Genomic DNA, 24,674 nt, shown 5'->3' with positions numbered 1-24,674 from the left:
TTATCGTGCTGAAAATTGGTTTGCAAATCTCTGGATTGGTGGACAGTATAAATTAGCAACGCATATTGCTCACAGCGACTATGCTCGACGTGCATTCAACGATCGTTATGCTGATGCACCAAACATGAGTGATGCGCTGCAAGATGGCTGGTATCGCACCAATGCGTGGATTTGGCAAGTCGGCGCAAGCGGTGGCTATCACATTGGTGCAGTGGCACTTGCGCTCAATCTGGGGCTACAAGTCTTTCAAAGCGAGACAGGAGTACAGATGTTGCCTGACTTAGGCATCATGCCGTTCTACGGCACCTTGGGAGTTGTCTATTGTTTTGGCAAATAGTCAAGTAGTCATATTAAATCACGGTGGGGGTAAGCATGAACAAGCTGACGCTTTGGCAACGATGGGTTGCAGCAAATGCACTCGGAGAACTCATTGGATTAGGCACAACGTTCAGCCTCGGATTTCTGGTGTTCAATGCGATAGGCGAACCCAGCTCTGTAAGTGCGGTTCTACTGCTTGCTGGTGCTACAGTATTGACAGGAGCGATTGAAGGCACAGTGGTAGGACTTGCGCAGTGGCAAGCGATGCGAATTGCATTGCCTATCGTTTTGAAGGAGTGGGTGCTTGCGACGCTCTGGGGTGCACTTTGTGCATGGCTCTTAGGCATTGTGCCAAGCACACTGATGTCGCTTGGCGAACAAACAAGCGGTACGCCTGCTGCTGAACCGCCACTTGCTATCATGATGCTCCTAGGCGGCGCAATGGGATTCATCTTGGGTATCGTGCTTGCATTTCCACAGTGGCTCGTGCTGAAGAAATACGTGGCACGCGCAACATGGTGGTTTCCAGCGAATAGTCTCGCCTGGCTGGTCGGTATGCCCATCATTTTCGGAGGCATGGACATGGCTTTTGCATCGACTTCAGCACTTGCAGTTGGGCTTGCAATTGCATTAACACTGCTCATTGCAGGCGCAGCAGTAGGCGCTGTGCATGGTCTATTTCTTATTGCCATGACGACTGAACTTAAAGTCGAGAATATGAAAGTCACTGAACATTAAGTACCTTAAACAAAGTGGTGCGCCAGTTGCAGTGCATCAATTAAGTAAGAAAGGAGAATGGGAAAATGAAGGCGAAAATGAAACCAATGCGTGCGCTAGTCATGCGTCAAAGCATTCGCAAAGCCTTGCTGCTTGTGGCACTGCTGCTCTGGCCAGTTACGCTCTACTACTTCTCCCCTGCCTTGATTTTTGAGGGAACCTCAGAGCGACTAATCAATGGTAGTTTTATTGTCTTTTCCGCACTGTTGTTTTTGTCGCTCATTTTTGGACGAGTCTGGTGCGGTTGGCTCTGCCCTGGTGCAGCGCTGCAGGAAATGCTGTTTGCTGTCAATGACAAGCGATTGGAAAAACCCCGTGACTGGATACGATGGGCAATTTGGATACCCTGGATTACCTCCTTAGCGCTCGTCGCCTTCTTTGCAGGAGGCTATGAACGTGTAGACTTTTTCTACCGTACGCACAGCGGTGTGTCCGTTGGTGATACTAGCGGCTACATTGTCTATTACACTGTGTTAGTGGTGTTTTTTTCTACAGCGTTGATTGCAGGGCGGCGCGCGGCTTGTCATCGTATCTGTTGGATGTCGCCCTTTATGGTAATTGGACGAAAGGTGAGCAATACGTTGCATCTGCCAGCGCTGCGTCTTGCAGTCACACCCGACAAATGCGTCAAATGTGAGGTGTGCACGCGCAATTGCCCAATGAGTCTTAATGTGGCGCAGATGGTACAATCAGGGCGTTTGGAACACCCCGAATGTGTGCTCTGTGGAACATGTGTCGATAGCTGCAAGCAAAAAGCAATTGATTACGCATTTACAACGCCGCAAAAGCATTGAGTACAGCGTAGAAGAACAGCTTGTTGTTACTACTTTACGGGCATGCCATTGATGCCTTCGCCTGTAGGTTCAACGACATGAACCTTGCCATCTGAACCTGTAACCGCTAAGAGCATACCTTGCGACTCAATGCCGCGCATTTTACGAGGTGCAAGATTAGCAACGACAACAACATTTTTGCCAATCATCTCCTCGGGCGTGTAATGCTCAGCAATTCCTGCAAGAATGACACGCTCTTCATGGCCAAGTTTCAGCGTGAGTTTCAAGAGTTTATCAGCGCGAGGGACTTTTTCAGCAGCGATGACAGTTGCAACGCGCAAGTCAAGTTTCTCGAAATCTTCAATCGTAATTGTAGGTTTAAGGTTGGGAATAGTTGTTTGAGTCGTGTGCTCTTGTATCGCTTTTGCGCGCTCTTTCTCTGCAGCCTCTTGCACCAGTCGCTCGATCTTTTCTAATTCAGGCGCAATGTCCTTGTCCTCAATTTTTCGGAACAAGGCTATCGAAGTGCCTGAAAGTCTGTGTCCTGCTTGAAGTTTTGGCTGCTTTGCATTTTCCCAGTTGCGCTCATCAAGGTTCAGCATCTTGAAAATGTGGTCACAAGCATCGGGCAAAATCGGTGAGAAGATAATTGCAAGGCTATGACAAAGATTGAGCGAGAGGGAAATAGCTTTGGCAGATTGTTCAAGGTCGGTCTTGTAGGTTTTCCAAGGGGCTTGGTCCGTAAGAAATTTATTTGCTATGCGTGCCAGTTCCATGGCTTGAAAGGCTGCTTCACGGATGTGAAAGCCCTCGAAGGCATGCTCTAACTCGTCAAAGGTTTTCTGCCAATCTATTCCAATGCTGTTCCATTCGTAAGGTGAGCAATTGGCAGGCACAATGCCCTCAAACTTTGAGTTCGTGAAATCCACGGCGCGCTTGACAAAATTGCCAAGTGTATCAGCAAGTTCACCATTCACGCGATTTTGAAAATCTTTCCAACTAAAATCGCTGTCGCGGTTTTCAGGATAATTCACAGCAAGAATGTAGCGCAGCGTGTCGGCAGGAAATTTCTCCAAAAACTCATGCGCATACACGGCGTAGCCACGCGACTTTGAAAATTTCTTGCCCTCGATATTGATAAACTCCGATGCTGGGATATTATCGACAATCACATACTGCGCTTCGGGATGAGCCTCATTCCACGCTTTGAGCATTGCTGGAAACATAATCGCGTGAAAGACAACATTATCTTTGCCGATAAAGTGAATGAGCCGTGTGTCCTTGTGTTGCCAATACTCGCGCCACTTTTCAGGCTGTCCTTGCTGCTGTGCCCATTCTTTCGTTGAAGAGATATAGCCCAGAACGGCATCGAACCACACATAAATCACTTTACCTTTTGCTTCATCGGAATCTAATGGGACTGGCACGCCCCAACTCAAATCGCGTGTGATGGCGCGCTCCCCCAAACCTTGCTTGAGCCAAGTGCGTGCATAATTGACCACATTCGGGCGCCAGTCATGTTCGTGCTTTGAGACCAGCTCTTCTACGAAGTCTTGGTACTTGCCAAGCGGGAAATACCAGTGGAGTGTTTCTTTCAGAACGGGCGTCTTGCCAGAGAGTTTACTTTTCGGGTTAATAAGTTCGGTAGCGGAGAGATACGTGCCGCAGTTTTCGCATTGGTCGCCGTTAGCTTCAGGATAGTGGCACACAGGGCACTCGCCTACAACATAGCGGTCGGGCAAGAATTGATTTTTTGCTTCATCATAAAATTGCTGTTCAAGTTTCTTTGTCAGAATGCCGCGCCGCTCAAAGTCAAGAAAAAATTCTTGTGTGGTTTGGTGATGAATCGGCAGTGATGTGCGCGAAAAGTTATCGATAGCAATGTTAAGTTTTTTAAGAACAGCGCGGTGCAGAGCATGGTAGCGATCGACAATATCTTTCGGGGAAACCCCTTCTTTATCAGCTTGAATTGTAATTGGAACGCCGTGTTCATCGCTGCCGCCAATGTGAAGAATATCTTCACCGCGCAAGCGTTTGTAGCGCACGAAAATATCGGCAGGAATATAAGTGCCAGTCAGATGCCCAAGATGCAATGGACCGTTGGCATAAGGAAGAGCTGTGGTAACGAGCGTGCGTTTGAAGGTGTTAGCGTTTGATGTTGACATAGAACTGATAGCTTGACGGGAAATTTTACATCAAAAGAAACAGGAATTGAGAAGCGAGAAGTTAATCCAATTCACAAATTCATTGAGCAACAAATATGGTGATATGGTCTGCTCACTTCACCTAAGATAACAACATAATTAAATCGCCATTTGTTCAAATGGTGCTTGTAGTCTCAAGTGAGAAGTTATGTTGCGCCTCGCACTGCGGATAGCTGTGAGCAGAGCTTCCAATTACTATTATGCATGGCTAAACAGGGTCAGCGTTTTGGGTACAATTTAATCAAATTCTGCGTGGTGTATTTGCAAAAGTGTGCTTTCCTTGCGGCACTAAACTGGAGTTAGAGCAACAAAAAAGGGAAATGTCTGCGCTGCGCACAAATAGTGCAGAGTGCAGTTTTATCGCGCTACCGCTGCATAGTTGGTAACGAGCGTCGCATTTGGTGGGATGCGTCGGCGCAAGCGAAGGCTTGTGGAGGTAAGTTCGAGAATTTCAGAGACGGTAACGGTGTCAGCAGTAGTAAGTTCAAGTTCATTGCCGCCGCTGACGAGCCGCCAGGTGCCAGAGCTGGTATCCCCGCGCGAAGAAGTAAATTGCACGGTGCCGTTGAGGTTAAAGCGCATGCGTGAGCCGACATCGGCTGTGATTTCTGGGTTTGAAGAAGTAAATGAGACAAGTTGCCAAGTTGTATCTGAAAGCAGGATTGGGCGGGTCAGCGGTTGTGTCGGCTGCGGGTCACGGCAAGCTGTAAGCAAGGCAAAAAGCCCGCTAAAGAGCACAAGAAATGTGGCAGAAAGCGTAGTTTGTGTCGTAATGTTCATTTTCTGAGGCAATGCGGTGTGTCGCATAGCTACGTTGGACAAAAACGCTTTTTTCGGTATCTTTGTTTTTACCTTTCAGATATCGGCGGGATAGCCAAGTGGTAAGGCAGAGGTCTGCAAAACCTTTATTCGCCGGTTCGATTCCGGCTCCCGCCTCAAAACTTTTTTCAGACTCTTTGATTCGTGCTCACTTATCTGCCTCACCCATCACAGGGTCAATAGAGCCGATAACGACAACCACATCGGCAAGGAGACCCCCTTCAATAAGGTGCGGTAAAGCCTGCAAATTGCAGAATGAAGGGCTGCGGATTTTAAGTCGCCATGGGTAGCCACTACCATCGGATTGAATGTAGAAGCCAAGTTCACCTTTTGGAGCTTCAATGGCATGATAGATTTCGCCTTTTGGCAATTGCAAACCTTCATGCGTAATCATGAAATCGTGAATAAGTGCTTCCATGGAGTGATAGATTTCTCCTTTCCATGGATAAGCTTGCTTGGCATTGTCGATGCGCACATCGCCACGCGGAAGTTGACGCAGCGCTTGCTCAATAATTTTTACGCTCTCTTGTATTTCCATCATCCGCAGTTGATAGCGCGCAAAGCAATCGCCATTCTCCAAAACAGGGACCTCAAACTCAAAACGGTCGTAAATCATGTAAGGCTCAGCGCGCCGAATGTCATAATTCACGCCTGAAGCGCGCAGGTTAGGACCTGTCAGACCTAAATCAATTGCATCTTGTTTAGAGATATAACCAACGCCTTCAACACGTTCAATGAAAATGCGATTGCGTTCCATCAATTTGCGCCATTCTGCAACTTTGCGCTTAAATGCAGGTAGCCAATCTTTGATGTAGGAAACACACTCGTGCGAGATATCGCTAGCAACACCACCAATGCGGCAGTGCGAGATAGTAAAACGCGCACCTGTGAGCAAATCGAAGATGTTATAGATATGCTCACGCTCCTCGAAGGTGTAGAGAAACATTGTAACCGCGCCGCTATCCATGAGCATCGATCCAATGGAGAGCAGGTGTGAAGAAATGCGCGCAAGTTCGCAGGCAATCGTGCGAATGTATTGTGCACGCTCTGGTACTTTGAAATCGCCTAATTTCTCGACAGCAAGACAGAGGGCTGTGTTGTTTGAGTATGGCGACATGTAGTCGAGCCGGTCTGTATAAGGCATCCACTCGTGATAGGTCTTGTTTTCTGCAAGTTTTTCCATAGCACGGTGCAGGTAGCCGAGCTCAGGCACAGCAGCAACGACAGTCTCGCCATCCAGCTTCAAGGCAACGCGCAAAACCCCATGCGTGGCGGGGTGCGAAGGTCCCATGTTGAGCACCATCTTGGATTCTAATGGATCATCGTCATCGACCATAATCGTGGTGTCGCGGTCCTCGAGAGCCGCATAAATTTTGCGGCGCTCTTGCAGCCGTGTAGATGGGTCTAATTGCGGTTTTGCCAGCATTTCAATGCCTTCGACAAGTTCAGATGCGTGCTTCATACTCCCTGAAGGTTCAAATTTGAAGATAGAATAAAAACAAAGTTAGTTAATCTAACCGTTCAGAAAAATAGCACAAGTGGTGAAGACGTTTAATCACGCTGCCAAGGCAAGCGATCCAAATCCACATTGCCACCGGTGAGTATGATACCGACGCGTTTGCCACTGATGTTCATCTTGCCTTCGAGTAAAGCGGCAAAAGGTACAGCACATGAGGGCTCTATGATAATTTTCATGCGCTCCCAGATATAGCGCATCGCTTGCACGATGCTGTCTTCAGCAACCGTTACAATTTCAGCAACTTTTTCGCGGATAATTGGGAAGGTTTTATCGCCAAGCGAAGTCAGCAATCCGTCAGCGATGGTCTTAGGGTTGATAGAGGGTACGATTCGACCTTCTTTGATGGAGCGGTACGCATCGTCAGCGCCTGCGGGTTCTACAGCAATAACTTTGGTGCGGGGTGAAAGTGAAGTTACGGCAAGTGCAGTGCCAGAGATTAAGCCACCGCCGCCTACGGGAGCCAGCACAAGGTCAAGATTTGCGATGTCTTCGAGCAGTTCAAGTGCAGCAGTAGCTTGTCCTGCAATAACACGATAGTCGTTGTAGGGATGAATAAGCGTGGCGCCGCTTTTCTCGACTTCAGTTGCAAGTGTCTCTTCACGCGCTTTGAGTGTAGGTTCAGAGAAGATAATGCGTCCGCCATAGCCTGCGACGGCAATTTTTTTGATATGTGGAGCGGTATGCGGCATGACAATTGTGGCAGAAATGCCACGTAGGCGCGCTGCCAAAGCAAGTGCTGCGGCATGATTGCCAGAAGAGTGTGTGGCCACGCCACGCGCTGCATCAGCATCGGAGAGCGAAAAGACTGCATTGCATGCCCCACGAAATTTGAATGCACCGACTTTCTGAAAATTCTCACACTTGAAGAAAAGCGATGCGCCAACCATCTGATTAAGGCTCTCACTGGTAAGCACTGGTGTGCGGTGTGCATACTGTGCAATGCGAGCAGCAGCAGCACGGATATCCGATAGGGTTGGAACGCTCTGCATAGACAAAAGTAACTAACTACTTGATTGGTGATGCGGTGCGCACACCACGAAAGCCTAACGCTGCAGCCGTAACGGTTGTATTGGCTACTGCCCCGCCCACAGCAACTTGCCGATCGGAGATGCGTAGCCGAAATGACTGATTGCTCCAACTTCCGCCGCGATAGCCCATGCCATTGATGCCAGTTGCCCAGCGCTCGACGTTCGCACTGCCATCATAATCTAATTCTCCGTCGCCGTGCAAGGCGCTGTAGCGTCGACCTTGTGGGTCGCCGACTGTAATGCACTGTTCCCACAAGTTACCAGAAAGTTCAGCAATGCCGTAGTAACTGGCGCCGCGTTCCTTGCGACCGAGATTACCCTGTTCAGCAAAGCCGCAAGGCAAAGCGCCTTTAGAGCCATCTGAAAAAGTCTTCATACCGAAGTTGCAGTTAGCGTGCTCAGGTAGAATGTGCTCACGACCGTGTTCATCTATTATGATATCCTCGACAGGGATTGGTGACTCTTTGCCCCAAGCGTATTCGCCAGCTGCAGCCGTGCGCGTACCACGTGCGGCTTTTTCGTACTCCAATTCAGTCATCGGACGCAGCGCTGCCCAGTCCAAAAATGCCGCACCACGTCCCCAATCTAAGTAGTTGCATGCGCGCTCAGGGTGTGCGGCTGTAAACTTGAAGTTCTCTGCACGAATCGTATAGCGATGTTCGGCGCTCCCTTCAGGCGCAAGATTGGCGGCTTGGATATCCGTGAGTGTGTTGAGAAAAGCTGCATATTCGCCTTGACTGATTTCATACTTCATGCAGTAAAAAGCTGCAAAGCCTTTCGGAAAGTGTTCAGAAATGGCAACACTGGGGTATGCGCGCGGCACATCATCGCTGAGCAGCATGCCTTTACCTTGACTGTTGCCGAAGTTGTCCGCAGTGGAATTGCCAAAAAGAATTTCACGCTCGCTCTCAATGCGTGCAGGGCGACTGATCTCACGTGTCTCTTCTTTGGAGACATCCTTCACACCTGATGAGGTCAAGACCAACGATTCTCGAAATTCGGGTCGTGACGGTGCAGGTGTAATGCCTCTGAATGTCATGACCTTGCGCTCAGGATTCGTACGCGAAACCGTTTGAAAGGGGTCGGTAAAATGTCCTGTTACATTGAACAGTGTGCCATCACCGAGTTGAAAGGCGCCTTCTGGCACATAGACCATCTCTAAGGCAAAGACGCGCACTGCAGAATTGGGCTGCACGACCATACCATCAAGACGATAGAGCCAGCGCAGGTGCACACCTTTCAGATGCACATCACCTTTGCCTTGTTCAGCACGAAAGATGAAGATGCCTTTACCATCTGGTGAAGGGGTTAGCATGAAACCATCGGGCAACACAAAGTCACTTGGAGTTGTCGAAAGCGTGGCATGTTTCCAAATGCCCTCATTTGTTTGATACTTCACAAACACCCACGCCGCATCCCAATTTACATCATCGCGCCACGAATTTTTCCACGAGATATCGCATGAAACGGTGGCGTAGTAACTTTCACTGGACGTGGAAGAAAGATGCAACTGCACATTTGAGACATTTATATCTCTAGCAGCAAGCGTATGCACTGCTAAAAGTATCGTCATTGCGCACCACAAAATCTGCTTTATCATCATGGGCTCTCCTTTACTGTGTGTGTAACTATTGAAAGTTAAGAGACAACTTACAAAGATTCCTGTGGCTTTTGCAATCTTCGTGCATGCTCAATCACACAGAGCTTCTAACACTTTTTTGACTGGCTGGATAGGCATGGTGTCAATCTCAATTGCCTGCGCTAAGCGTGAGGTTGCAGCCTCAAGGACAGACTTCTTGTCTGTAAAAATCTCGGCAATGACTTCACCTGATTTGACACTATCTCCGACTTTTTTCCTAAAGAGAATGCCAGCCTTCGGTTCAACGCGATCTTCCTTCGTGATGCGGTTGGCGCCTAAGAGCGTTGCAGAAAAACCAACCTCGAGCGCGTTGATGGTTTTTATCCAACCGCTGTGTTGTGCGCAGATTGCCTCACGGTATTTTGATTTGGGATATTTATCTGGATGTTTCAGATAAGAAATATCGGCGCCTTGTGCTTTGCAGATCTCGAGAAACTTCTCAAAAGCCTTTCCGTTGTGCAACTGTCTCTGACTCTGTTCAATGCCTTCTTGCAGAGACTGACATTTGCCGCCTAGGCGCAACATTTCGCCAGAGAGTGCCAGCGTAACTTCCAAAAGGTCAGGAATGTGGCGCCCTTGCAAGCACTCGATGCACTCTTTGACTTCGAGCCAATTTCCGACAGCATATCCAAGCGGTTCGTTCATATCGGTGATGAAAGCAGAGACGCGCTTGCCATAGCGATGTCCAATTGCAATAAGTGTGTTTGCCAGTTCGCGTGAACGTGCAAGGTCGTTCATAAATGCTCCAGCGCCTGTTTTCACATCAAGTACTAAGCCATCTAAGCCAGAGGCAATTTTCTTGGACATAATGCTTGCTGCAATGAGCGGAATCGATTCAACTGTTGCCGTAACATCGCGCAACGCGTAGAGTAACTTATCGAGAGGGGCAAGCGATGGAGTTTGACCAATCAAAGCGCAGCCGTGTTGGCGCAGCATCGTGCGATATTTTGAAAGTGAGAGCGATACATTGAAATTCGGAATAGATTCAAGTTTATCGAGTGTGCCACCAGTGTGTCCAAGTCCGCGCCCTGAAATCATGGGCACTGCAACGCCAAGCGAGGCAACAACGGGTGCAAGAATCAGCGAGGTTTTGTCGCCAACGCCGCCCGTCGAGTGCTTGTCGATTTTCGGTGCACGAATCTGGGAAAGATTGGCAACCTTGCCGCTGTGAATCATCACCTCGCAGAGGGCGAAGAGTTCATCAGCAGAAAGTCCGCGAAAGTAAATCGCCATCAACATTGCAGCAACTTGATAGTCGGGGATTTTGCCTTTAAGATACGCTCGAAAAAAATAGCTTATCTCGTCGGCAGTGAGCGCAGTGCCATCGCGCTTTTTGCAAATGAGTTCAACTGGGTTAATAATCATGTTACGCGACATACACTCCCGTGCTCGTGAGCTGGTAAGTGCAGTGCAAGTGATGTTTGCACTGCTGTGTTTGAATTGAATGCAAAGTTTTATCTTTACACTGATTAAAATCTTTCACACACCATTAGACTGACAGACGAGACTTGGAACACCTACTTGATTCGCTAAACGCCGCACAACGAAAAGCTGTCGAGACAACACAAGGACCAGTGATGATTATCGCTGGTGCAGGCAGCGGCAAAACCCGCGTGATTACCTATCGCTTAGCTTATCTGATCAATAAGGGCTATGCGCATCCACAAGAGATTTTGGCGCTGACCTTTACGAACCGTGCAGCTGATGAAATGAAAGAACGCATTAGCGCACTACTCAAACTTGAGAGCATGAAAGGGCTTTGGATTGGCACATTTCACTCCAACTTTGCGCGACTGTTGCGTCAGCATGCGCCGCTGCTGGGCTTTGGCTCAAACTACTCCATCTACGATGCTGACGATACACAGCGGATCATTAGAGAAATTATGGACGAACTTGGCATCAGTGTGCAATCTCTCTCGCCGCAGTTGGTGCAGTCGCGCATCAGTGCTGCAAAAAATAAGTTCATTTTGCCGCATCAGTACTTGGAAAAATCTGCACGCTTCAAGTCTACTGAGCAACAAGTTGCACGCATTTACACACGCTACACCGAACGGCTCAAACGCAATAACGCTCTCGATTTTGATGATCTGCTCGTCAAAACCATTGAACTTTTTCAGCAGCATCGAGACATTCTTGAACACTACCAAACGCGCTTCAAATACTTGATGATCGATGAATACCAAGATACCAATAGAGCGCAGTATATCGTCTCAAAGATGCTGGCAGAAAAACATCGCAATATCTGCGTAGTCGGTGATGATGCCCAATCAATTTACTCGTGGCGCGGTGCAGAGATTTCCAACATCCTTGATTTTGAACGCGATTATCCTGGAGTAACGGTTGTGCGGCTCGAAGAAAACTACCGCAGCACGCAAGTTATCTTGAACGCTGCGAACGCCGTAATCAAACACAACCGTCATCAACTTGAAAAACGCTTATTTACGCGCAACGCCACAGGTGAACTTATCACACTGTTGGTTAGCGAAAATGAGCGACAGGAAGCTGACAAAGTCGCACAAGCCATTCTTAACCTCAAACTCACGCGTGGAATCTCAAATAAAGATATTGCGATTTTTTATCGCACCAATGCGCAGTCGCGCGTCTTAGAAGATGCATTGCGTGCAAACGGCATTGCCTATCAAGTCTTTGGTAATGTCTCATTCTACAAGCGCAAAGAAATCAAAGATATAGTAGCTTACTTACGGTTTTTGCTCAACGAACAAGATGAAGAATCACTGCAGCGCATTATCAATGTGCCTACGCGGGGCATCGGTAAAAGCAGCATTCAAAAGTTGCGTCAACTAGCTCAAGCAGAACAGACTTCGCTCTACGATATAATCAAACGCGCGGCGTTTTATTCTGATTTACCTGCGCGTCTGATTGCGGCGCTTGCGGAGTTTCGTATGCTGATAGAATCGCTCAAAGACATCGCTGAAAACTCTGATGCGTACGAAACCGTGCGTGCGCTTTATGAAAAACGCGCCTCTTAGAGCGGCTCAAAGAGGAAGGCCCCGCTGAAACCAATGCACGCTACGACAACCTGCAAGAATTCCTTTCACTTGCACGCACATTCTCAGAGCAAAATGACGACAACTCACTTAAAACATTTCTACAAAATATCGCACTTATCAACGAACTTGAAGATAAAGACAAAGATGACAACAAGGTCTCGCTGATGACCATCCATGCTGCAAAAGGCTTAGAGTTTCCAGTCGTGTTTGTAACAGGGCTGGAGGAACGGCTATTTCCGCTCTCCCCCGATGAACCCAAAAATTTGGAAGAAGAACGACGGCTATTTTATGTAGCTATCACGCGGGCAAAAGAAAAACTCTATGTCAGTTATGCAAAGTCGCGCTACCGCTCTGGGGCATCGCAGCCTGCCATTAAATCGCGCTTCATTGATGAACTCGATGGCGAACTTGTGCAAACTGAAGCTAATAAGCGCCTCTCCGAAGTACGTGCCCATGAAAGAGAGCGAGAACGCATTCAGTGCGATCAATACAGTCAACTTGAAAGGTGTGATGACTTCCAAGAATCTCGGAACTGGCAGAGACAAACAAAAACGCCAGTAAAGCCTACGGTGCAGGCAGTAGACCCAAGTGTGCCTAAACTTGCTGTAGGCATGAAGGTGCAGCACAATAAATTTGGCACAGGCAAGATTATTGCGCTTCAGGGCAGCGGTGAGGAGGCGAAGGCAAAAGTTTTTTTTAGGACGGCTTGCGAGACACTTATCATTAAAGTTGCGAACTTGACCGTACTGGACTAGGACGAGCGTCCAATGGCGCTGTCAAGAATTGAAAAGCCTACTACAATCCCGTGTGCTGTGTGCACAAGCACGTTGCCATCGGCTTCACCAAATTCCTCAAGAAAAACACTATCGTCAGCATCTTGTTCAGCGTCAAAGACGACATGCAGGATGGATTCCTGATGGTCATAGACGAACTCAAAGTCGTGGAATTGAAAGTGAGCCAGTGCAGGAATTGAGCGTATCACGCTGCGAATTTTTTCACGAAGTTGAAGGGTATCTTGGCTCATCACTTATAGCGATTCAAATTGAGAGAGCATACGCAAATCGTTTTCAAAGAGCAAACGAATATCATCAATTTTGTAGCGCAACAGTGTCGTGCGTTCAATGCCCATTCCCCAAGCGTAGCCAGAGTAAATCTCGGGATCGATGTTGCAATTGCGCAGCACATTTGGATGCACCATGCCGCAGCCCATGATTTCAAGCCAGCCAGAATACTTGCAAACACGGCAGCCTTTGCCGCCACAGAGGTAGCAGGTAACATCAACTTCTGCAGACGGCTCTGTGAAGGGAAAGAAACTCGGTCGAAAACGCAATTTGACGTCGCTGCCAAACATCTGCTTGGCAAAGGAGTAAATTGTGGCTTTAAAGTCGGCAAAGGTTACACCCTTATCAACATAGAGTCCTTCGAGTTGATGAAAGACGCAGTAACTGCGCGCACTGATAGCTTCATTGCGATAGACCTTACCAGGAGCAATGATGCGAATGGGCGGTTTTTGTGAGAGCATAGTGCGAATCTGCACGGGGGAAGTATGCGTGCGCAGCACAACATTTTCGCCTTCTCCTTTGCGAATGAAAAACGTGTCCTGCATATCGCGCGCAGGATGATCATCTGGAAAATTGAGCAAGGTAAAGTTGTAATCGTCGCGCTCAATTTCAGGTCCAACAGCTTCCGTAAAGCCCATTTTGAAGAAGATGTCTTTCATTTCGCTGAGCACTTTTTGGACGGGGTGCTCGGCGCCAAGAAAGCGTCGACGTCCGGGCAGCGTGAGATCGAGCGCGGGAGCTTGTTGCACGTCGTGGGCGTCCAATGCTGCCTTGGCTGACGCAAATTTTGACTCTGCAGCAACTTTGAGGTCATTGAGCAACTTGCCTACATGTGGTCGCTGCTCAGGCGGTACATGCTTGAGCTCATCGAAGAGTGTGGCAACCTTGCCTTTGCGGACAAGGAACTTGAGGCGATAGGCTTCGAGCGATGCTTTATCGCAGATCTCAAATGCAGCAACTTCAGCGCGCAAGCGTTCAATGGCGCTGTGTAGCTCGCTGGTGTCAGTCTTCGTATCCATTGCGCTAAAAATTAAGCTAAAGCAGTTTTAACAACAGCTTCAAATGCTGCAGGATCTTTGACGGCAATTTCTGCTAAGGCTTTGCGGTTGATCGCGATATTCTTTTTGGTCATGGCTGCAATGAGTTTTGAGTAAGTGGTGCCGTGCAAACGTGCAGCTGCATTGATGCGCATGATCCACAGGGCACGGAAATTGCGTTTTCTGACTTTGCGATCACGGTATTGATACTGTGCGGCTTTATCGACAGCATGTTTGACAACCGTCAGCACATTGCCACGTTTGCCCCAAAATCCTTTGGCTTTTTTGAGGATGCGTTTGCGTCGTGCGCGAGAAGCAACAGCATTTTTTGCTCTTGGCATAGTATGAAATCAGTGGTTTATGGTTATTGAAAAATTATATTGCTAACATGCGCTGAATAGTATCATGCATAGCAGGCGAGACAAGCGTGTCTTGCTGCAACCTGCGCTTGCGCTTGGTGCTCTTCTGCGAAAGATTGTGGCGCATACCCGTGCGCTTGCGCTTAATTTTGCCAGTCGCAGTAACTTTAAACCGCTTCTTGGCTGAACTGTGAGTTTTGACTTTTGGCATGTCTGTATTGGTTTGGATTTATGATGACGATGCAGTGTTTTCGGTGTTTTGCTCGGCGCGTTTTTGCTGCGATTCTTGCATTTTGCGCTGACGCTCTGCTTTTTCAGCTTCTAAAAGCCGCTGCTCTTCTTCGCGTTCTTTCTGCAACTTGCGTTCCAGCGCTTCAATCTTCGCCTTATCAGGTACATAGAAAATGTAAAGATTTTTGCCCTCGAGTTTCGGTGGTCCTTCAGGCTTGCCAACAATGCTCAGGCGCTCGGTGAGCCTATCAATAAGTTGATAGCCCTGCTCCTTGTAGACAATAGCGCGTCCGAGAAAGACAACTGTGGCGCGCACTTTATCGCCTTTGCGTAAAAATTCTTCTGCGTGTTTCGCTTTGAAGTCAAAGTCGTGCTTATCCGTATTGGGGTGGAAGCGCACTTCTTTGAGTTCAGAGGTTTTGGTTTTTTCTTGGCTTCTTTCTCTTTCTTTTCAATCTCGTAGAGAAATTTGCCATAATCCGCGATGCGACAGACAGGCGGCTGCGCATTTGGCTGAATCTCAATGAGGTCTAAGCCTAATTTTCTAGCTTCGCGCAATGCCTCTGCAGTTTTCATCACACGCTGGTCGCCTTCGGGAAAAAGGACACGCACCTCGGGAACCCGAATGTCCTCATTGATGCGATGTGCTCGTTTATTTTCTCTCATTCGTTCAAAGATAAAGTTTCAGGTTGTTCAATTCCCATCAACGGCGCATCGGTCAGGCAAGCACAGCTGTGAAAGCGATAGCCACTGCATGGCGTAGATATTCTGCAAGGCACTCATCGTTTGGCTTGGATTTCCTCTTTCAGCATAGCGATGGCATCGGTAAGCGGCATGGCGCCTTTGTCGCCTTCCTTGTGTCGACGCACAGCGACACTGCTGCCTGCCTTTTCCTTTTCACCAATGATGAACATATATGGAATCTTTTTCACTTCAGCATCGCGAATTTTTTTGCCAATTTTCTCGCTGCGTTCGTCAAGTTCGGCACGAATCTTCTCGGCTTTGAGCCGTTCGGCAATTTCGGCAGCGTAGTCGTTCACCGCATCAACGATAGGCAACACGGCAACCTGGACAGGGGCAAGCCACAAGGGGAAATCGCCAGCGAAATTTTCGATCAAAACCCCGATGAAGCGCTCCATAGACCCAAATGGCGCACGATGAATAATCACAGGGCGATGCTCCTTGTTATCGCTACCTGTGTAAGTGAGCTTGAAGCGCTCAGCCATCACATAATCGACTTGCACGGTGCCAAGTTGCCACTTGCGTCCGATAGCATCGCGCACAATAAAATCGATTTTGGGACCGTAAAAACTGGCTTCACCAATGCCAATGAAATAGTTGAGTTTCATTTTTTCAGCAGCGGCGCGCACATCATTTTCAGCTTGTTGCCAAAGTTCATCGCTACCGCCATACTTAGCTTTGTTGGATTTATCACGAAACGAAAGACGCGTCTGCACATCCTTGAAACCAAGCGTAGAGAAAACCATCTGCGTCAGATCAATAACATTGCAAATCTCATCTTGCAGCTGATCTTGACGGCAATAGATATGCGAATCATCTTGTGTAAAACCACGCGCTCGTGTAAGCCCATTGAGTTCACCTGACTGCTCATAGCGATAGACGGTGCCGAACTCTGCAAGACGAATAGGCAAATCGCGATAACTGCGCGGCTTGGCACTATAAATCTGATGATGATGCGGGCAGTTCATGGGTTTCAAAAGATATTGCTCTTCTTTGCCGGTTTCATCGGTGAAGGTAATGGGTGGAAATTGCGAGTCTTTGTAGTACGGATAATGCCCTGAAGTCTTGTAAAGCTCAATGCTACCGATGTGCGGTGTATAAACGGCTTGATAGCCGCGCTTGAACTGCTCATCTTTGAGAAAATTCTCGAGCTCCTGTCGAATGATAGCGCCTTTGGGCAGCCAGATTGGCAAGCCGCTACCAACTTTGGGCGAGATAAGAAAGAGCTCCATTTCCTGACCAATTTTGCGATGGTCGCGCTTTTTGGCTTCTTCGAGTTGCGCAAAGTGTTGCTTTAAGAGTTTCTCCGAAGGAAATGAGATGCCGTAGATGCGTTGCATTTGCTCACGGCTCGAGTCGCCGCGCCAGTAGGATGCAGAAATGCTCGTCAGCTTCACCGCTTTGAGTTTAGACGTCCGTGGCAGATGCGGACCCGTGCAAAGATCGGTAAAGCCACCTTGATGGTAGATAGAGACAATCGGCTCACTGATGCCTTCAAGAATTTCAACCTTGTAGGGATCAAGGCGTTTGGTCTTGAAATACTCAATGGCGTCTTGGCGTGTAAGTTCTTCACGAGTAATGACAAGGTCGCGCTGGGCAATCTCAAGCATGCGCTCTTCAATTTTGCGCAAATCTTCTTCAGTGAAACGATGTGGCGAGGAAATATCGTAGTAGAACCCGTTTTCAATAGCAGGACCAGCGCCGAATTTTGTGCCCGGAAAAAGCTCCTCAATGGCTTGCGCCATCAGGTGGCTTGAACTGTGCCAATATAGCTCTTTGCCTTCATCGGAGTCGAAGGTAACAATTTCAACAGTGGCATCTTCTTCTATAGGCAAATTCAAATCGCGCAGCTTACCATTGACTTTGATACCGAGCGCATCTTCATAGAGTTTCTTGCCAATAGACTTGGCAACATCGTTGCCTGTGATGCCTTTCGGGTAGTGTCTTACCGAGCCATCAGGCAGCGTAAGCGAAATTTGTTCAGTTAAAAGTTGAATCTCAGACATGATGTTGTGCTTCCTTTCTCGGGTCTCAGACAGTAGCCTTGCTTGACAGACTGTTTCAAATTTTTTGAAAGACAATAACAAGAGCGCTGGCAAGAAGCCAAGTGTGCGTTTGAAAAAGCTAGAAGCTAGTAAATCAACGGCGGAAGCCGCCGTCGTCGTGAAGGGTTGCGTTATGTTCAAAACGCAGGATACCATGGTTACCCAAACGCTCGATTCAGCGACTGCTTGTCGTTTGTTCATCAATCATCGGGAGAGTCGCAGCCCCGCGCTTTCAGCTAAGAAAGCGAATGATTGGTGAAGTAAATAACAAAGATAAAACACCGCGTGCAAATTTGAAAATAGCGCGATGTAAGAAACATTGCTTGCAGTGTAGGGCAATCCCGTTATTTTTGCCGAATACAAATTAAGCTAATCGCTGATGCAAAGCCCGAAAAAGTCAAATTCACGCCCGCGCACTAACGCTAAACTTTGGGGTGGCGGCTTTACTGAAGAGTTGAACGCCCTTGCCCTTGAATTTTCCAAATCACTCGAGCTTGATTGCAAACTCTACAAAGAAGACATCAGAGGCAGTTTAGCACATGTGGCAATGCTGGGCGCACAAGGAATTATTGAGAAATCGGAAGCGGAACAGATTGCGCAAGGCTTGCGTCAGATCGAGCAAGAATTAGACACGGGCAAATTTCCCTTTGAGAGTGCAGAGGAAGATATTCACTTGGCAATTGAAAGACGGCTCCATGATCTTATCGGTAGTGTGGCTGGCAAATTGCACACGGCACGCAGTCGCAACGACCAAGTGGCAACCGATGAGCGGCTTTATCTGCGTCAGCGCATCACTGAACTCATGGACCATCTGACGGCATTTCAACGTGCGCTATTTGAGAAAGCCGAGAGACACTTTGGGGCACTCATGCCGGGTTACACCCATCTACAGCGTGCGCAGCCCATTTTGCTCTCACAGCATTTGCTAGCGTATGTTGAAATGTTTGAGCGCGATAAATCACGCTACGCAGATTGCCAGCGACGGCTAAATGTCTCGCCGCTCGGTGCTGCAGCACTGGCAGGCACACCGCATCCTATTGATCGCCGCTACAGTGCAGCTTTACTGGGCTTTTCAGGCATCACGCGCAATAGCATGGATTCCGTAAGCGATCGCGACTATGTCATAGAGTTTATCTCAACATGCGCCATTGTGATGATGCACCTATCAAGGCTAGCAGAAGAATTTGTGCTGTGGTCGTCGCAAGAATTTCGCTTTATCACAATTGGTGATGCTTTCACGACCGGCAGCAGCATTATGCCGCAAAAGAAAAATCCTGATATGGCTGAACTTGTGCGCGGCAAAACAGGCAGGGTCTACGGCGACTTGATAAACATGCTGACCACAATGAAAGCTCTGCCGCTTGCCTACAACCGTGATATGCAAGAAGATAAATTTCCAATGTTAGATGCAGCAGAGACTACAGCAGCAAGTCTGAAAATTTTTACGGCGATGCTTGGCGCAACAACCTTCAATCTTGAAGTCATGCGAGCAGCTGTACTGCAAGATTACTCTACTGCAACCGACATTGCTGATTATCTGGCAAAGAAAGGTGTGCCCTTCCGTGAAGCACATGAAATTGTTGCGCAAATTGTTCGCCATGCTGTAGAACATCGCGTGCTCTTGAATGAACTGACGCTGGACGTGCTGCACAGATTCTCCCCTGCTTTTGAGCAAGATGTCTTCGACTATCTCAACCCCGAACATTCTCCAGCGCGCAAACGCTCTGAAGGCTCAACCTCACCTAAAGCGGTCAAAGCACAGCTGCGCTTTTGGAAAAAGTGCTGGGCAAGAGCGAGCGTCTGGCTCCTAACGGACAGGCTCATGCTGCAAAACAACGGAAAACAGGACGCTAAAGTCTGCTAAACCTGTTTGTGCTCACGCTTGAGCCAAAGCACTGCATTGGGCAATGCACAAAAAAACGTTTATTGCTTCCTCATAGATTTTTTGCTTTAGCGAAAATCATAATCACACAACAATTGCTTTTTTCACATCACTATGTCAGATAGCGCAACGCTTAAAGAGGAATCTTTAGACAAGACCTACAATCCCCAAACCATCGAGGCGCGCTATGCGTCGGAGCATTACGAGATGCTGGGCATCTACGAAGCAAACAGTGCACCAGTCTTACAAGGCAAGAAGCAGGCGTTTAGTATTCTCATGCCGCCGCCGAACATTACAGGCTCGCTGACAATGGGGCATGTGCTAAACCACACGATTCAAGACATCTTGATTCGCTATCACCGCATGATGGGCTATGAGTCGCTGTGGTTACCGGGTACCGATCATGCAGGGATTGCAACGCAAACGCGTGTAGAGCGAGAACTGCGAAAAGAGAAAAAAACACGCTACGACTTAGGGCGCGAAAAATTCCTAGAGCGCGTCTGGCAATGGCGCAATGAATATGGCGATCTCATTCTCAAGCAACTGCGTCGACTGGGTGTCTCTGCTGATTGGCGACGCAACCTCTTTACAATGGATGAGCGCGCCTCAAGAGCCGTGATATTGGCTTTTATCAAACTCTATAACGACGGACTCATCTATCGTGGCAAACGCATCATCAACTGGTGTCCGGTCTCGCAAACAGCGCTCTCCGATGAAGAAGTCGTCATGAAAACACAAACCGATAAACTCTATTATGTGCGCTACTTTTTGAAAGACAACCCCGAACGCTTTATCACGATTGCAACAGTTCGCCCAGAGACCATGCTGGCTGATGTGGCAGTGGCTGTCCATCCACACGATGAGCGCTACCGTGAGATGATTGGCAAATATGTAATTGAGCCACTGACCAAAAGAGAAATTCCGATTATTGCTGACGACTATGTCGATCCAGCATTTGGCACAGGTGCGCTAAAAATTACGCCAGCCCACGATGCAAATGATTACCAAATCGGACAACGGCATCACTTGCCCTTCATCTGCGCAATTGACAAAACGGGCAAGATTGAGCAAGGCTTCGGTGAGTTTTCGGGTCTCGATAGATTTGTTGCTCGAAAAAAAGCAGAAGAAGTGCTGCGCGCACAAGGCAACCTTGAAAAAGCGGAAGACTACACGCATAATGTAGGCTATTCCGAGCGTGCAGATGTGGTCGTTGAGCCCTATCTCTCGGAGCAATGGTTTGTCAAGATGCAGCCACTGGCGCAGCCTGCCTTAGAAGCTGTCGAAATGGGCATCATCAAGTTTTATCCCGAGCGATGGATAAATACCTATCGGCATTGGATGACACAGATTCAAGACTGGTGTATTTCACGTCAACTCTGGTGGGGGCATCGCATTCCTGCTTGGTACGATGATGAGGGTAAGTTCGTCGTAGCACAAACACACGATGAGGCAGAAAAGTATTATGCCGAAAAGTATGGTCAGCGCCCAGCCTCACTGCGTCAGGATGAAGATGTATTGGATACATGGTTTTCATCATGGCTATGGCCACTTACCACATTAGGCTGGGACGGTACAAACACTATGGACACTGATGACTTCAAAGCGTTTTATCCAACCACAACACTCGTTACCGGACCAGACATTATTTTCTTTTGGGTCGCACGCATGGTTATGGCAGGATTGTATTTCAGAGCAAGTGATAAGGAGCGACATGCACTCTTTCTCAGCGAAGGAGAATGGTCGAAAGAAAAGCGCACGGCTTATTACCAGAACAATGTACCTTTCCGCAATGTGTATTTCACCAGCATCATTCGTGATGGACTGGGGCGCAAAATGTCTAAGTCGCTTGGCAATTCTCCCAATCCACTCGATGTCATTGAAAAGTATGGTGCAGATGCTATGCGCTTTACCACAATTTTTCTTGCACCGGTAGGTCAAGATGTGCGCATGGAAGTGACCAAAGATCAAGACACACCACAAATGGAGCAAGGACGAAACTTTGCTACCAAAATCTGGAATGCGGCACGATTCCTATTGATGAAGCGCAGCGAAGTGTTCAGCGATCTTGACAGATTTGCGCAACGCTATCATAGACTAGCGCTAAATCAGGTCGAGACAAAAAACGCTCGACCTAATAGAGCAGTGGATATTTTCACGCCTCTCTTCAACACTTCATGCGTATCACAGCGCGGTGGCGCAATTTCGCATCAACGAGCTAGCAAAAATTCCATACGACTTCATTTGGAGCGATTACTGCGATTGGTTTGTGGAAATGCTCAAAGTAAAACTGCAGTCGAGCCTCTTGCAAGAGGAGCGTGAAGCAATGCTCTGTCATGCAATACTCGTCTTTGAATCAGCCATAGCAATGCTGCACCCGATTATGCCGTTTATCACTGAAGCGCTCTGGCAAAACCTTGCACCGCGTCGTAAAGATGAAAGCATTGCAACACAAGCAATTCCGCAGCCTGTAGAAGCGCATATTCAGCTAGAGATAGAGTCGCAGTTTGAAGTGCTCAAAGGTGTGGTAACTCAGGTGCGCAGTGTGCGCAGCACATTAGGCATTGCCCCGTCGCTCATTGCTGATACACTGATTAAAGCGACCTCCGAGCGTGAGGCTAAGATGCTAGCAGAACAAGCCGCACTTATGGAACGGCTTGCGCGTATCACGCTCAGGGTCGGTACAGACCTCAAGAAGCCCAAAGGTGCTGCCTCTGCTATTGTCAATGGTCAGGAAATTTACATCGTGCTCGAAGGACTAATTGATTTTGAAAAAGAAAAAGCGCGCCTTGCAAAAGAGATTGAAAAGACACTGAGCTACATTCGCCAGATTGAGGCAAAACTCAGTAACGAGAGTTTTCTGTTGCGCGCACCCGCCGCAGTCATTGAGGCAGAACGGCAAAAACTCAGTGAGGCAACACTGACGCTGAAAAAACTTCAAGACAGTGCACATAGCCTTGCCTAACTAGCATAGTTGAACCTGAAGCACAAAAACCAGACCACGACAACGCATGGGAGAACTTTTCCTTTGGGGATTCATTTTTGTTCTCAGTCTGAGCACACTCATTACAGCTTCAAGATTTTTTACCAATGCAGCGGAAGTTGTGGGACTGGCGCTAGGCATGTCGCCTTTCGCAGTTGGCGTGGTTATTGTCTCTGTTGGGACATCGCTACCTGAACTTGTGTCAGCGGTGGTAGCCATCAGCAAAGAAGCGTCAGAAATTGTATCAGGTAATGTGATTGGTGCATCAGTGTCAAATCTTTATTTCGTGCTGGCGCTGTCAGCACTGTTCTCAAAGCGCAGAATCGATCTGGGCGATCAATACATTCTGATTGACCTCAATTATCTTTTGGGTGCAGCGTTTCTGCTGTCGCTCATGATGATAGATGGAAAAATCACACTGAGTGAGGGCGTGTTAGGACTGTGCGCATACATTGCATACATGTTTTACTTGCTACGCGAGAGCAATACCGAACAAGACATTTTGCTAAGTGAATCCGTCAAAACGGTCAGCAACAAAGGCAAAGTGCGCGCGCAAGACCTTGGGATATTGGTAGCAAGTGGCGTCTTCATTTACTTTGGAGCAAACTATACCATTGAAGCCTTAGAGCACATTGCCGAAGCCTTGCAGATTAGCAAAGCCATTGTCTCTGTAACCGTGCTCTCCTTTGGCACAACACTTCCCGAAGCAGTCATCAGCGCAACTGCATCGCACCAAGGCAAAGGCGAAATTGCGGTCGGTAATATCCTCGGATCATGCATTTTCAATAGCCTTGCAATTACAGGCATTGGGTCACTTGTCGGTACAATAATTGTGCCCGCTGAAGTTCTCCGCTTACCCCTGCCAGTGTACGGCGTAGGCACACTGCTCTTCTACTTACTGACACTCGATAAGAAAGTCTCGCGCTGGGAGGGATTGCTCTTCCTCGTAATTTATGTGCTCTTTATTCTCAAAGTTGCTGGTCTATGAGTGTGCAGCGTAGGCACGTTTTGCCGCTTTGAACTTTTGTGCAATGCCTATGGCAATAATGAGATTGCTAAGCGTGAGCAAACTTTCTGCAAAACCGTGCAACACATCATCGTGCGTCAGGGTAGGATAGCCGCGCACATTGACAGCAAAATGTGTGCAGACAATCGTAACAGCTACAAACACCAGCACGAACCAGAAGCCAAATACGGTAAGACCCGAAAAGACCGTTTTGTCCTTGCGATACAGCACAAGCAGCGACAGAAGAAAAAGAAAATAAACTGCGCTGGAAAGTTGCATTGCATAGGTAGAAATCGCAGCTGACAGAGAGGCTCCACTGTCGTGGAGCAAAAACACACCACTGAGACTTGCAATTGCTGGTGCTCTCGAGCTTGGCTGCAGAATAATACTTATAGAAGCATAAAGCAACGCAATGCTGCCAAATAAGTTAATCACCTTCGAAGCATTGAGCCAAAATTCAACTGAATCCCCTGTAAGATGATAAATAATGACGCACATCCCGCCAGACCAATGTGGAAGCATCAGTAACGCAAAGCGCTCAATATCCTTGCGACCGATAAACTTACCATATCGGTAGAGCAAGATAGACGCAACTACCCACTCTACCATTGAAGAAATGTGAACCACCCAAGTAGGAAAAGATAACAGCATAGTACTCTACTTTGACTGTAAATGTATCGCAAGGACGAGCAATGTGCAAATATCTATTGCATCTCTAGTAATGCGGCACTTACAAATGCACACAATGCCGCTGAAGGTCTTGCTAAACGCATACTCAAACAAGCTAACTTCAAGCAACAACTTGATACTGGTAGGCTTGTTCTATCAAGGGCATCGTTCGATCAATGTCTGAAAAGTCTTTCAGCTTAACTTCCACATCGCCTGTGCCCCAATGCCCTACCTTGCTCACATCTCGGCAGAAAGCGTATTGTCTGACTTCTTGAAGCGGTAAGTTGAGATAGAGTTTCAACCCCGAACGTTGTGGAACAACGGAAAGAAAGGCTCTGCCTTTTGCCCGATAGGTGATACAGTTCTTTAAGACATCTTCTTCAACACCTGCCAAACTCAGCACCCTATCTTGCAAATCTTCAAACAGCTCGAGTACTTCACCCGTCAAGAAGTCGCCGTTGCGCATTGTCTCAAAGGTGTAAGCCCGCTCGGTGTCTGTTGAGACTTGCTCTTGAATGTTTTGCTTGCCAAAGTATGCCCAAATCTCCAAACATTTCTCGGCTAATGCTTCGCCT

At 48.0% G+C, this 24,674-nt stretch carries 19 protein-coding genes, 1 tRNA gene and 3 pseudogenes; 9 read left to right on the top strand and 14 right to left on the bottom strand.

Annotated features, from left to right (window positions below):
* From CMR00_11135 to CMR00_11125, 3 genes are all read left to right on the top strand, one after another.
* A partial coding sequence (locus tag CMR00_11135) for a hypothetical protein (GenBank protein ID PIO47317.1) occupies positions 1-337 on the top strand: 337 nt, incomplete at its 5' end.
* A 35-nt stretch (positions 338-372) separates the two neighbouring features.
* A complete protein-coding gene (locus CMR00_11130; protein ID PIO47316.1) occupies positions 373-1,056 on the top strand; it encodes a hypothetical protein in 684 nt (227 codons plus the stop codon).
* A 65-nt stretch (positions 1,057-1,121) separates the two neighbouring features.
* On the top strand, positions 1,122-1,889 hold the full coding sequence (locus CMR00_11125; protein ID PIO47315.1) for a 4Fe-4S ferredoxin: 768 nt from the start codon (positions 1,122-1,124) through the stop codon (positions 1,887-1,889).
* Positions 1,890-1,918: 29 nt separating this feature from the next.
* Here the strand turns inward: CMR00_11125 and CMR00_11120 are convergent, their stop codons facing one another.
* The gene (locus CMR00_11120; protein ID PIO47314.1) at positions 1,919-4,033 is read right to left on the bottom strand and encodes a methionine--tRNA ligase; all 2,115 of its coding nucleotides are present in this window, start codon (positions 4,031-4,033) and stop codon (positions 1,919-1,921) included.
* Positions 4,034-4,429: 396 nt separating this feature from the next.
* On the bottom strand, positions 4,430-4,879 hold the full coding sequence (locus CMR00_11115) for a hypothetical protein (protein PIO47313.1): 450 nt from the start codon (positions 4,877-4,879) through the stop codon (positions 4,430-4,432).
* A gap of 57 nt (positions 4,880-4,936) precedes the next feature.
* On the opposite strand from CMR00_11115, the gene CMR00_11110 reads away from it, so the two are divergent.
* Positions 4,937-5,011: transfer RNA gene (locus CMR00_11110), tRNA-Cys, on the top strand.
* 28 nt (positions 5,012-5,039) lie between these two features.
* On the opposite strand, the gene CMR00_11105 is transcribed toward CMR00_11110, so the two are convergent.
* The 4 genes from CMR00_11105 to CMR00_11090 form a co-directional block, all read right to left on the bottom strand.
* The gene (locus tag CMR00_11105; GenBank protein PIO47312.1) at positions 5,040-6,353 is read right to left on the bottom strand and encodes an NADH-quinone oxidoreductase subunit D; all 1,314 of its coding nucleotides are present in this window, start codon (positions 6,351-6,353) and stop codon (positions 5,040-5,042) included.
* A gap of 89 nt (positions 6,354-6,442) precedes the next feature.
* A complete protein-coding gene (locus CMR00_11100; protein PIO47311.1) occupies positions 6,443-7,399 on the bottom strand; it encodes a serine dehydratase in 957 nt (318 codons plus the stop codon).
* A gap of 16 nt (positions 7,400-7,415) precedes the next feature.
* Entirely contained in the window at positions 7,416-9,041 is a 1,626-nt protein-coding gene (locus CMR00_11095) for a hypothetical protein (GenBank protein PIO47310.1), read from the bottom strand.
* A gap of 87 nt (positions 9,042-9,128) precedes the next feature.
* Positions 9,129-10,436, bottom strand: coding sequence for a thymidine phosphorylase (locus CMR00_11090; GenBank protein PIO47318.1), 1,308 nt, complete (start codon positions 10,434-10,436; stop codon positions 9,129-9,131).
* Positions 10,437-10,654: 218 nt separating this feature from the next.
* Here CMR00_11090 and CMR00_11085 point away from each other — a divergent pair.
* A pseudogene (locus CMR00_11085) lies at positions 10,655-12,843 on the top strand (ATP-dependent DNA helicase PcrA).
* Here the strand turns inward: CMR00_11085 and CMR00_11080 are convergent.
* The 6 genes and pseudogenes from CMR00_11080 to CMR00_11055 all read right to left on the bottom strand — a co-directional run bounded on the left by CMR00_11080 (position 12,840) and on the right by CMR00_11055 (position 17,523).
* A complete protein-coding gene (locus CMR00_11080) occupies positions 12,840-13,112 on the bottom strand; it encodes a hypothetical protein (protein ID PIO47309.1) in 273 nt (90 codons plus the stop codon). The pseudogene CMR00_11085 and the gene CMR00_11080 sit on opposite strands and share 4 nt — an antisense overlap.
* Before the next feature lie 3 nt (positions 13,113-13,115).
* Entirely contained in the window at positions 13,116-14,168 is a 1,053-nt protein-coding gene (locus CMR00_11075) for a phenylalanine--tRNA ligase subunit alpha (GenBank protein ID PIO47308.1), read from the bottom strand.
* Between the two features lie 11 nt (positions 14,169-14,179).
* Complete coding sequence (locus CMR00_11070; protein PIO47307.1) at positions 14,180-14,527, bottom strand: 50S ribosomal protein L20; 348 nt, start codon at positions 14,525-14,527, stop codon at positions 14,180-14,182.
* A 34-nt stretch (positions 14,528-14,561) separates the two neighbouring features.
* On the bottom strand, positions 14,562-14,756 hold the full coding sequence (locus CMR00_11065; protein ID PIO47306.1) for a 50S ribosomal protein L35: 195 nt from the start codon (positions 14,754-14,756) through the stop codon (positions 14,562-14,564).
* 18 nt (positions 14,757-14,774) lie between these two features.
* Positions 14,775-15,442 (bottom strand): annotated as a pseudogene (locus tag CMR00_11060) (translation initiation factor IF-3).
* A 113-nt stretch (positions 15,443-15,555) separates the two neighbouring features.
* Entirely contained in the window at positions 15,556-17,523 is a 1,968-nt protein-coding gene (locus CMR00_11055; protein ID PIO47305.1) for a threonine--tRNA ligase, read from the bottom strand.
* 64 nt (positions 17,524-17,587) lie between these two features.
* Between CMR00_11055 and CMR00_11050 the strand changes: the two genes are divergently transcribed.
* The 4 genes and pseudogenes from CMR00_11050 (at position 17,588) to CMR00_11035 (ending at position 23,412) form a co-directional block, all read left to right on the top strand.
* A complete protein-coding gene (locus CMR00_11050) occupies positions 17,588-17,821 on the top strand; it encodes a hypothetical protein (GenBank protein PIO47304.1) in 234 nt (77 codons plus the stop codon).
* 120 nt (positions 17,822-17,941) lie between these two features.
* A complete protein-coding gene (argH, locus tag CMR00_11045) occupies positions 17,942-19,426 on the top strand; it encodes an argininosuccinate lyase (GenBank protein PIO47303.1) in 1,485 nt (494 codons plus the stop codon).
* A gap of 132 nt (positions 19,427-19,558) precedes the next feature.
* A pseudogene (locus CMR00_11040) lies at positions 19,559-22,406 on the top strand (valine--tRNA ligase).
* A gap of 46 nt (positions 22,407-22,452) precedes the next feature.
* Positions 22,453-23,412, top strand: coding sequence for a hypothetical protein (locus CMR00_11035; GenBank protein PIO47302.1), 960 nt, complete (start codon positions 22,453-22,455; stop codon positions 23,410-23,412).
* On the opposite strand, the gene CMR00_11030 is transcribed toward CMR00_11035, so the two are convergent.
* Positions 23,407-24,081 (bottom strand): hypothetical protein, encoded by a 675-nt coding sequence (locus CMR00_11030; GenBank protein PIO47301.1) that lies wholly within the window; start codon positions 24,079-24,081, stop codon positions 23,407-23,409. The genes CMR00_11035 and CMR00_11030 overlap by 6 nt on opposite strands.
* Positions 24,082-24,220: 139 nt before the next feature.
* Positions 24,221-24,674 (bottom strand): hypothetical protein (locus CMR00_11025; GenBank protein PIO47300.1); only part of this gene is annotated, 454 nt, incomplete at its 5' end.

The sequence above is a fragment of the [Chlorobium] sp. 445 genome, assembly GCA_002763895.1.
GTDB lineage: Bacteria > Bacteroidota > Chlorobiia > Chlorobiales > Thermochlorobacteraceae > Thermochlorobacter.
The sequence above is the reverse complement of the archived record's forward strand: the minus strand, read 5'-3'. Positions and strand labels throughout refer to the sequence as shown.